General features: G+C 66.4%; 11 protein-coding genes. All 11 read left to right on the forward strand.

What is annotated here, in order from left to right:
- The first annotated feature begins 160 nt into the window (after positions 1 to 160).
- Positions 161 to 2,011 (forward strand): phage tail tape measure protein, encoded by a 1,851-nt coding sequence (locus Q8Q80_RS01470; RefSeq protein WP_305631225.1) that lies wholly within the window; start codon positions 161 to 163, stop codon positions 2,009 to 2,011.
- Entirely contained in the window at positions 2,008 to 3,273 is a 1,266-nt protein-coding gene (locus Q8Q80_RS01475; protein WP_305631226.1) for a DNA circularization protein, read from the forward strand. The genes Q8Q80_RS01470 and Q8Q80_RS01475 overlap by 4 nt, the downstream gene beginning before the upstream one ends.
- A 57-nt stretch (positions 3,274 to 3,330) precedes the next feature.
- Positions 3,331 to 3,672, forward strand: coding sequence for a hypothetical protein (locus tag Q8Q80_RS01480; protein ID WP_305631227.1), 342 nt, complete (start codon positions 3,331 to 3,333; stop codon positions 3,670 to 3,672).
- Positions 3,673 to 3,686: 14 nt separating this feature from the next.
- Complete coding sequence (locus Q8Q80_RS01485) at positions 3,687 to 4,820, forward strand: phage baseplate assembly protein (RefSeq protein ID WP_305631228.1); 1,134 nt, start codon at positions 3,687 to 3,689, stop codon at positions 4,818 to 4,820.
- Positions 4,817 to 5,377 carry a phage baseplate assembly protein gene (locus Q8Q80_RS01490; protein ID WP_305631229.1) on the forward strand — a complete coding sequence of 187 codons (561 nt, stop codon included), beginning with the start codon at positions 4,817 to 4,819 and terminating at the stop codon, positions 5,375 to 5,377. Before Q8Q80_RS01485 ends, Q8Q80_RS01490 begins: the two co-directional genes overlap by 4 nt.
- Positions 5,378 to 5,425: 48 nt before the next feature.
- Positions 5,426 to 5,773 (forward strand): phage GP46 family protein, encoded by a 348-nt coding sequence (locus tag Q8Q80_RS01495; protein ID WP_305631230.1) that lies wholly within the window; start codon positions 5,426 to 5,428, stop codon positions 5,771 to 5,773.
- Entirely contained in the window at positions 5,773 to 6,831 is a 1,059-nt protein-coding gene (locus Q8Q80_RS01500) for a baseplate J/gp47 family protein (protein ID WP_305631231.1), read from the forward strand. Before Q8Q80_RS01495 ends, Q8Q80_RS01500 begins: the two co-directional genes overlap by 1 nt.
- Positions 6,828 to 7,385 (forward strand): YmfQ family protein, encoded by a 558-nt coding sequence (locus Q8Q80_RS01505; protein ID WP_305631232.1) that lies wholly within the window; start codon positions 6,828 to 6,830, stop codon positions 7,383 to 7,385. Before Q8Q80_RS01500 ends, Q8Q80_RS01505 begins: the two co-directional genes overlap by 4 nt.
- Positions 7,386 to 7,396: 11 nt before the next feature.
- Positions 7,397 to 8,119 carry a phage tail protein gene (locus tag Q8Q80_RS01510; protein ID WP_305631233.1) on the forward strand — a complete coding sequence of 241 codons (723 nt, stop codon included), beginning with the start codon at positions 7,397 to 7,399 and terminating at the stop codon, positions 8,117 to 8,119.
- Positions 8,120 to 8,128: 9 nt separating this feature from the next.
- On the forward strand, positions 8,129 to 8,626 hold the full coding sequence (locus Q8Q80_RS01515; protein ID WP_305631234.1) for a hypothetical protein: 498 nt from the start codon (positions 8,129 to 8,131) through the stop codon (positions 8,624 to 8,626).
- Positions 8,627 to 8,754: 128 nt separating this feature from the next.
- Positions 8,755 to 9,549 (forward strand): DNA adenine methylase, encoded by a 795-nt coding sequence (locus Q8Q80_RS01520; protein WP_305631235.1) that lies wholly within the window; start codon positions 8,755 to 8,757, stop codon positions 9,547 to 9,549.
- Positions 9,550 to 9,577 lie beyond the last annotated feature (28 nt).

Genomic DNA, 9,577 nt, shown 5'->3' on the forward strand with positions numbered 1-9,577 from the left:
GGCTCGACGATATCCGCACGGCCGACCAGGCCACCATCGAAAGCTGGATCGGCCTGCTGACCCGCAAGGCCGGGCCGTTTGCGCAACCTGCGGCAGAGCCTGCCCCGACCCGATCACGTAACTGGAAGAAGCGCCTGCACCAGAAGGCACCGCCCAAGCCATGACAGACCAGGTCATCAATCTCACGTTGCGCTACCGCGACGGTGGCAGCGCCAACGCCAAGCGCGCGCTGGAGACGGTTGAGCGCGCGCTCGCCGGCACCAGCCGTGAAGGCAAGGGCGCTGCGCAGCAGGCGGCGCGCGTGGTCGAGCAGTTCCGGAACCTGGGCAACCTGCGCCCCAACGAGCGCGTGCCGCGCTGGTTTCGCTCGATCGCAGTTGAAGCCGCCGCTGCCGCCGGAAAGATCGAGCAGCTCACGCGCGGCGTCGGCCGCTTTGTGGGTGCCTGGGGGCAAGGTGCAGCCGGCCTCGCCGCGGGTCGTGCCGTGCTGGCTGACCCGATACGCCAGGGCATGGACTACGACCGGCAGTTGCGCAACGTCAGCAATACCGCGTACGCAGGCCAGAGCCTGGACGCTCGCCGTTCCGGCATGGCGCAGATCAACACCGGCGTGATGGCCGCCATCCGCGCTGGCGGCGGCACGCGTGAAGGCACGCTGGCCACTGTTGATCGACTTGTGGCCAGCGGCCAGTTCAATGCACAAGGCGCGCTGACCGAACTGCCGGCGCTCAACCGCTTCGGTACCGCCTCGGGCGCCGACACCGGCGCGCTGGCGGACATCGCCATCCGCGCCCGTCAGACGTTCGGCCTCGGCAGCACAAGCGACACGCTCGACATGGCGATGCGTGCTGGCCAGCTCGGTGGCTTCGAGTTGCGCGACATGGCCAAGTGGCTGCCGCAGCAGATGGCCGCAGCGAGCACGCTGGGCATGAGGGGCACGGGCGACTTTGCTGCGCTCCTCGCGGCCAATCAGGCTTCAGTGATTACGGCCGGCACACGTGACGAGGCCGGCAACAACCTGGTGAACTTGTTGGCGAAGATCAACAGTCAGGACACGTCGAACGACGCGAAGAAGCTCGGCATCGACCTGTCAGGCTCTCTGGCGGCAGCACGTGCGCGCGGCACCAACCCGCTCGATGCCTTTGTGAACCTCACGGATAAGATCGCCAGCCGCGACGGTCGATACGTTCAGGCACGCGACCAGGCGCGCAGCGCGACCGGTGACGATCAACGCGCCGCCATGACCTCAATGGCCGACCTGCTGCAGGGCAGCGCCATCGGCAAGATCGTGCAGGACCGCCAGGCCCTGATGGCGCTGGTCGGTATTCTGGGTAACCGCCAGAGTATGCAGGGTATCCGCGGGCAGCTCGGCAGTGCCACCGGCACGGGTGATGCCGCGTTCGCGCTCATGGCCGAGTCGCCCAGCTACAAGGCCGAGCTGCTCGCTGCCGAGAAGGCAAACGCCATGCAGACCGCGCTCGACACCATCAACCCGTCGCTCGGCACGATGGCCGAACAGACAGCCGCACTGATCCAGCAGTTTCCCAACCTCAGTGCTGCAGTGCTTGCGACCACGACGGCGCTGACGGCCTTGGCCGCTGCCGCGGGTGTCGCGGCGGGCGTTGGCTTGCTGACGAAAGCGGGCGGCCTCGGCCGGGCTGCCGGTGCGGGTGCTGCAGCGGCCGGTACCGCCGGCAGGTTGCGCACGTTGGCCGCGCTGGCCGGTGGCATGCCGCTCGCAGCGTGGGGCGGCAGCGCTGCGACCTTCGCAACGGCCGCGGGTGGCGTGGCCGGCGCAGGGCTGCTCGGTTACGGCGCAGGCACGCTCATCAACGAGGGCATCAATTGGGGCGCGTCGAAGATGGCCGGTGAAGACACGAGCCTCGGCTCGCTGCTGTACGACTTTCTGAATCAGGCCAAGGAGCCGGTGAAGGTCGAGGTGACGGTGGTCGACGGGAACATCGTCGCCTCGGTCAACGAGAAGAACAGCCGCGAGGCGCGTCGCCAATGAGCTGGGTCAATTCGCTCCAGGATGCGAGCTTTCGCGGCGTCGCCTTCGAAGTGCGCACCACGCGTGATGCCGTGCAGCGCGCGGTGGTGCAGTACGAGTTTCCTTACCGCGATGGTGCGCAGCTCGATGACCACGGCGCCAGCCCACGGCAGATCGCTCTGACGGCCGTCGTCTACGGCGAAGACTACGAGGAGCGCCTGGCGCAGTTGCTGTCGGCGCTTGATGCTGCCGGGCCAGGCGAGCTGGTGCATCCGGTATTCGGCGTCATCGCCCGCGCCCAAGTCGCCGATCGCGAGGTGACGCACGACGCCGAGTCGCCCGACGCGTGCGAGGTTTCGATCCGATTCATCGAGAGTGGCGAACCGGTTGTCTTCTTCGCGAAAGCGACCTCGCGGCAAGCCGCGCAGGTCGTGGCCACGCGCAGCCAGGCCGCGCGCGAGAGCGGCGTCGCTGCCTTCGGCAAGAACATGGAAGCGATCAAGCAGCGCCTCACCGCGCTGCGCGATCGCGTCGCGGTGATCGGCCAGCTTGATGCCATCACCAGTCAGATCCGCGGGCAGGTTCAAGGCGTGCTCACCGCCGGGCTCGATGCGCTGACATTCCCGACCAGCTGGGCCGCCGACATCACAACCCTGATCACCGGCGTGACCAACGCGCCCACAGCCGCGCTCGATCGGCTGCGCGGCACGCTCTCGGGCTGGTCGCTCATCCGCCGCGCCATCTTCCCGGCCGGCGCACGCTCCGGCTCGCTGGCCGTGCCCGTGGTGGCGCGCAGCGCGGTGCCGGTGACGCAGCGCACCGACATCGCTGCCACCACGCAGGCGCAGTGGGTGGCACTCGACCTGGTCGAACGCGAGCGCGCGATCGCGCTGGCCGAGGCGGCGGGCGCGCTGCTCGAACTCGAATCCGATGAAGCGACACTCACGCCAGGCGATCTTGCCACTGTCGCTGCGCAGACCCGTGAAGCGTTGCAGGCAGCGATCGCCAGCGCCCGCAACACGCTGCCGCTCGAAGATGCCCACGCCGTGGGCGAGGCGCTGCGCAACCTCGCCGCGGACGTTCAGGCCGCGGCCGAGGCCGTGATCATCACCCGCCCGCCGCTCATCGAACGCATCGCCCCGGCCACCGGCAACCTGCAGCTGCTCGCGCACTGGTGGTACGGCGACCACACCCGGTGGGCCGAGCTGGCGCAGCTCAACCCGGATGTGGCCGGGCGGGTGTTTGTGCGGGCGGGTGAGCGGCTGAGTGCGTATGCGCAATGATTTCGGGTATGCCTCGCCCTATCAGCGGGGCGTTGGATGATGAGAAGGACGAGACAGATGGGAAACCACAGGGCCGGTATTGCGATGGGTAAGGCCGCCGAGATGGCACTCAAGATGCGCACGAATCAGACGGCGATTGAGTTGCTGGACATGATTTGCGAACCGTACCGAGGCTGCGACGCAGAATTTGAAGCTGAGCATCCGGACCTGCCCGGGCGCGTTCACCCGGAAATTGTCGATTACACCGACCCGAATGGACCGCTCGGCGTGCTCATCGTGGAAGCTTTTGGTGAGAGTGGGCGTGACTACATGATGGGTTGGCCAGAAGACGAGGGATCGGTCAATGCGTTCTACTACGGACCCTACAATCAGTTCAGCGAGCGTTATGAGTTTTGCTGACGCAAGCATCGCGCATGACTGACGATCGCGTCTCACTGCTGCTCGCAGGCGCTGCCCACGCTGACTGGCTTCGCTACGAGCTCGACAGCGACCTGCTGACCCCGGCTGATGCCTGGTCGGTGACGCTGGCACTCGACCCTTCCGGCACCATTCCCACTGCGGTGCGCTCGGGTGAGCCTGTAGAGCTACGGGTGGGTGATGACCCGGTGATGGTTGGCCGCGTGGATACCGTACACCTGCGGAGCCGGCGCGGTGGCGTTGAACTGACCATCGACGGCCGCGACAACTCGGGCCAGTTGCTCGACTGCTCGGCACCGATCTTCACCGCGCAGAACCTGACGCTACCGGAGGTGGTGGCCAAGATCGTGAAGCCCCTGGGCATCACGAAGATCCGCATCGACGCCGACAATGCCCTGCGCCGTGAAAAGGTGAGCGTGGAACCCGGCGACACCGCCTGGGATGCGCTTTCGCACGCGGCGGTGGCGAACGGGTTGTGGCCGTGGTTCGAGCCGGACGGCACGCTTGTGGTGGGCGGGCCGGACTACTCGGCAGCGCCGGTGGCCACATTAATTTATGAGTCCGATGGGCGCGCGAACAACGTGCTGTCACTCGATCTCGAAGACAGCCTGTCGCTGTCGCACAGCTCGGTCACCGTGCTGGCGCAGACGCACGGCGGCGGCGAGTTGCGCCAGGCGCGCGCGGGCATCCGCGCCAGCTTCAACGATCCGAGCGTGCGCCACTATCGGCCCCGCGTGGTTGTCGATCACGAGTCGGACACCGCAGCTCACGCGCAGGAACGCGCCCGAAAACTCACGTTGGATTCACGCCTGGTGCGCTGGGAGCTGCGCGCCACGGTGCCAGGTCACCTCATCAACGCGCCCGGTCAGCCCGCGCACGGCCAGCCCTGGCGGCCGGGCATGCGAGTGGCCGTACGCAGCACGTTGTATGGCCTGCAGGGCATCTACTTCTTGATGGCACGCAGGATGACCGGCGGACGAGGTCTGCCGACGCAGACCGTGCTGACGCTGAAGGAAGACAGCGTGTGGATCGTGAACGCCCACCCACACAAGCGTCGCCATCGGCGCGGCCGCAACGCGGTGCCCGGCGCGGTGCTCGACATATCCAACCAGCCGGAGGCAGCGCAGTGACGCCGGTTGATGTCGTGCGCCGCGAGATTTCCCGCGCCCTGTCGGGCATGCGCCAGGCGTTTCGCGGCGTGGTAGGCAGTTACCGCCACCGCGCTGCCGGGCCGATGCTGGCCCGCGCCGAAGGCCTCGCCGACGAGCAGCTCGTGGACGTCGAGATCATGCAGCAGGCCGGGCTGGTGAGCGGCCTGCCCGCAGGCACACCGGTCATCGTGCTGCCGATCGGCGGAAAGACTGCGCAGTCGGTCGTGATCGCCAGTGAGCACGGCACGTATCGCGTGCTCGTCGCGCCAGGCGAAGTGGCGCTCTACCACCTGACCGAGCCCGACTGCAGCGTGCATCTGAAAGCCGGCCGGGTGGTCGCGATCAAGTGCGACAAGCTGGAAGTCACGGCGGATAGTGAGATCAAGCTCACGGCGCCGATCGTGAAGGTGAGTCAGGACGTGCAGGTGCGAACCGCTTCAACACCGTACAGCTTGAATGCGTTCCTCGCGGCCTACAACGGCCACAAGCACACGGAAACCGGTTCGATTACGACCGGGCCAGACAGCACCGTATGAAGCCCTTCACCCTGCGCCAGCCACGCGCGCGCGCGTAACGTCCGCCCCATGCAACCCCGCATCGACCCTGCTACCGGTCTGTACGACGGCACCCGCATCACCCACCTCGGCAACGCCGTGTGGCTGCGCATCATGACGCCGCTCGGCAGCTGGTGGGCGCGCCCTGAAGTGGGATCTCGCCTGCACGAGCTGCAGCGTCAGAAGGCTCTGCCACGCATCGCGGTGCTCGCAGAGCAGTACGCCGAGGCGGCGCTGGCTGACCTGGTGCGCGACGGCCGGGCGCAGTCGGTTTCTGCGCGTGCGCAGATCAATGGCGGGCGCGTGGATCTGACCGTCGAGGTGATCGATTCAACGGGCCGCCAGTGGTCCTACGCATTTTCGCAGGTGCTGCACTGATGGCGATCGCGCTGCCGAGCTTCGAGGACGTGCGCGACGCGCTTCTGCGTGATGTTCGCGCGCAGCTCGTCGACGCGGACGTGTCGGTCGACTCCGACTGGTACGTGCGCGCCGCCGCGGTGGCCAGCGCAATCACCGGGCTCTACCAGCACCAGGCGTGGATCGCGCGCCAGATACTTCCGGACACGGCCGACACCGAATATCTCGAACGCTGGGCTTCGCTCTTCGGCCTGCAGCGCCTGCCGGCGTCGAGTGCGACCGGCACGCTGCGAATCACCGGGCTGGCGGGCAGCGTGATCGCAGCCGGGCTTGAGGTACAGACTGCCGCAGGCACACGTTACCTGCTCACCGCAGGCGGCACGATTGGTGGTGGAGGCACGATCGATGTGCCGATTGAAGCAGTGGCGGCTGGCGCGGCCGGCAATCTCTCAGGCGCAGCCACCCTCACGATCAGCGCGCCGCCAGCCGGCGTGCAGGTCAACGCACTGCTGGTTGCTGACCTCACCGGCGGTGCCGACATCGAGCTCGACGCTGCAATGCTCGCGCGCCTGCTGCGCCGCATCCAGAACCCGCCACACGGCGGCGCGGCACACGACTACCAGGCATGGGCGTTTGAAGTGCCCGGCGTCGCCGGCGCCTGGGTGCTGCCGCTGCGCCGCGGTATCGGGTCTGTCGACGTGGCCATCATGGCAGTCGGCGGCTTGCCCAGCCCGTCGCTGGTGGCCGATGCGCAGGCCTACATCGACGCGCGCCGCCCGGTGACCGCCGACTGCATCGTGATCGCCCCGGCAGCAGTGCCTGTCGCAGTTACCGCCGCGCTGGTGCTCTCCGGCACGACATTGATCACCGCCACCGCGCAGATCAACCAGGCGCTCGCCGAGTATTTCGCCGCCTTGCCGCCTGGCGGCACGGTGGTACGCACCCGCATCGCTGCGCTGATTGCCGACACGGCCGGCGTCACCGACTTCACGCTCACCGCACCGGCCGCGAACGTGACGACGCTGGCGAACAGCGTCTCGGTGCAGATCCCGACGCTGGGCACGGTGACGATCACATGATGCATGCCGATCTGCTGCGCTTGCTGATGCCGGCGCCGTATGACGTAGAAGGCGCGCGCCTCGCGGCTGAGCTTGACGCGGAGGCGCGCGTGCTCGATGCAGCGCAGGCGCAGGCCGGCATCCTGCTCACTGAATCCGACCCGCGCACGACGGCAGCACTGCTGCCTGACTGGGAGCGCGCCACCGGCCTGCCGGACACCTGCCTGGGTGCCGGTCAGAGCTTCGCGGAACGCCGCGACCAGGTCGTGCAGCGCATCACAGCACAGGGCGGCGGTACGCCGGCGTATTTCGTGCAGCTTGCGGCGCGCATGGGCTACGCCGTCACCGTCACCGAGTTCGATGTCCACACGTGCGAAGACGCGTGCGAGGACGCGCTGCTCGATGAGGTTTGGCGCCTCGCGTGGCAGGTGACCAGCGCGCTCGACACCATCCGCGATTTCACGACCGAAGACGACGCAGACACTCCACTGCGCGTCTGGGGAAACGAACGCCTCGAATGCGGCCTGAGCCGCTACGCGCCAGCACATGGCGTGCTGATCTTCGCTTACCAGTAGGAGCCTGAACCATGCAACGCGTTACCCGATCAACCGCGGCTGTCGCACTGCCCGCCCCACCAGCCGGCGCGGGATCGCCCGGATTTTTCACCGGCGGCAACCCGGGCACCGGTACGCCGGCCACCGTGCCGGGCTTCGAGTGGTTCAACGGCGTGCAGGAAGAGCTGATGTACGTGATCGAGCAGGCTGGTCTCACCGGATCCGCGACCGACCACACGAAGCTGCGGCAGGCACTCGTGCTGCTGGTCGCGGCTGCTGCCGTTCCCACCGGTGCCATCCTTTCGTTTCCGGCCACCGCTCCGCCTGCGGGCTGGCTGAAGGCCAATGGCTCGATTTTGTCGCGCACCACCTATGCGGCGCTGTTCGCGTACGCAGTGGCATCAGGAAACTACGTGACTGATGCCGCTTGGTTGGCGAGTCGCCCAGGCAGCTTCTCGCAAGGCGACGGATCAACGACCTTCCGCATCCCCGACTTTCGCGGGCTGTTCATGCGCGGCTTTCACGACGGATCATCGTCGTACGAAACGAACACCGGTGTGTTGATCGGTCAATACCGAGACTCCCAGATCAAGGCACACATCCACTCGTACCAGACGTCCAACAACAACACTGGCGGCACTGGTCTGCCTGCCGCGTCAATTGGCGGTAGTGCGTTCTCGAGCAACACAGATTCCACCGGGGCGACCGAGGGCTTCCCGCGTCACGCACCCGCGCTGATCTGCATCAAGTACTGAGGAGTCGAGATGTTGATCTATCACTACGACCGGCTGACCGGCCGGTTCCTGCAGGCTGAAGGTGCGGACTCAGATCCCAAAGACCCTGAAACGTACTTGGTGCCGGCATTTGCGACTGAGATTGAACCTCCCGCTGCGCCCGAGGGCATGTTCGCAGCGTTCATCGATGGCGCCTGGGGCCTCGTCGCAGAGCCTGAGCCCGATGAGCCCGAGCCCGAGTCACCGGAGCAGATCCAGATCCGTCTGACAGCAGTCATTCAGAGGCATCTGGATGACCAGGCGCGCACGATGGCCTACGACAACATTTTCACCGCGGTGACCTACGCCGAAGAACCGATTGTCCCGAAATTCCAGATTGAGGGTGCCGCGCTACGTGCATGGCGCAGCCTGGTCTGGGCTCACGGCTATGGCGTTTTAGCCGCGGTACTCGCAGCAGAGCGGGCCGTGCCCACCGAAGAGGATCTGGTCGCCGAGCTGCCGGTGTTTGTACCGCCAGTTATCGAGTAAGAAACGGCGCGGCAAGTAGCGTGCGCTAACACGCTACCGGCCGCCCTAAGCAGGGGTGAGCCTGCGTCGAGCCAAGGCGCCGCCACCGTGATCACGGCGGAGCAAGGCTATCACGCACGGAGTGCACCATGACAGCAGCCCCGATCATCCCTTGGCTGGGCGGCAAGCGCCGCCTCGCCGAACGCCTCATCCCGCTCTTTCCACAACACGAATGCTATGTAGAGCTGTTCTGCGGCGGCGCAGCGCTCTACTTCTTGCGCCCGATGCCCGCGCGCGTCGAGGTCATCAATGACATCAACGGCGAGCTGGTCAATCTGTACCGGGTAGTGCAACACCATCTGGAAGAGTTCGTCCGGCAGTTCAAGTACGCGCTCAGCAGCCGGCAGGTGTTCAAGTGGCTGCAGGCGCAGCCAGTCGAGCCACTCACGGATATCCAGCGAGCCGCTCGCTTTTTCTATCTCCAGCACCATGCGTTCGCCGGCAAGGTCGATGGTCAGTCGTTCGGTACTGCGACCACCGCACCGACGGTAAACCTGCTGCGGATCGAGGAAAACCTGTCCTCAGCGCACCTTAGGCTGGCTTGCGGGACAACCGTCGAGAACCTGCCGTGGCGTGACTGCCTGCAGCGCTACGACCGACCGCACACCTTCTTCTATGCGGATCCACCGTACTGGCAGACCGAAGGCTATGGCGTCCCGTTTCCCTGGCAGGAATACATCGATCTCGCGGAGGCCATGCGCACCTGCAAAGGCCGCGTGATGTTGTCGATCAACGATCACCCCGACATCCGCAGCGCGTTTGAAGGTCTGCAGATGCTCGACCTAGGCATCACATACAGCGTCGCCAACAAACACGGCGCGCAGTCGGAAAGCCGGGAGCTCGTTATAACGAACTACACGCCGGGTGAAGGTGGGCTTTTCTAACTGGCTGGGGCAGCGCGACGGCAGTGCC

The organism is Methyloversatilis sp., from assembly GCF_030698125.1.
GTDB lineage: Bacteria > Pseudomonadota > Gammaproteobacteria > Burkholderiales > Rhodocyclaceae > Methyloversatilis.

Bases quoted from the DNA above. Each gene is read 5' to 3' on its own strand.
- Q8Q80_RS01500 (WP_305631231.1), top strand. From the start codon at position 5,773: ATGGCGATCGCGCTGCCGAGCTTCGAGGACGTGCGCGACGCGCTTCTG.
- Q8Q80_RS01505 (WP_305631232.1), top strand. From the start codon at position 6,828: ATGATGCATGCCGATCTGCTGCGCTTGCTGATGCCGGCGCCGTATGAC.
- Q8Q80_RS01510 (WP_305631233.1), top strand. From the start codon at position 7,397: ATGCAACGCGTTACCCGATCAACCGCGGCTGTCGCACTGCCCGCCCCA.
- Q8Q80_RS01495 (WP_305631230.1), top strand. From the start codon at position 5,426: ATGCAACCCCGCATCGACCCTGCTACCGGTCTGTACGACGGCACCCGC.
- Q8Q80_RS01475 (WP_305631226.1), top strand. From the start codon at position 2,008: ATGAGCTGGGTCAATTCGCTCCAGGATGCGAGCTTTCGCGGCGTCGCC.
- Q8Q80_RS01520 (WP_305631235.1), top strand. From the start codon at position 8,755: ATGACAGCAGCCCCGATCATCCCTTGGCTGGGCGGCAAGCGCCGCCTC.
- Q8Q80_RS01480 (WP_305631227.1), top strand. From the start codon at position 3,331: ATGGGAAACCACAGGGCCGGTATTGCGATGGGTAAGGCCGCCGAGATG.
- Q8Q80_RS01515 (WP_305631234.1), top strand. From the start codon at position 8,129: ATGTTGATCTATCACTACGACCGGCTGACCGGCCGGTTCCTGCAGGCT.
- Q8Q80_RS01470 (WP_305631225.1), top strand. From the start codon at position 161: ATGACAGACCAGGTCATCAATCTCACGTTGCGCTACCGCGACGGTGGC.
- Q8Q80_RS01485 (WP_305631228.1), top strand. From the start codon at position 3,687: ATGACTGACGATCGCGTCTCACTGCTGCTCGCAGGCGCTGCCCACGCT.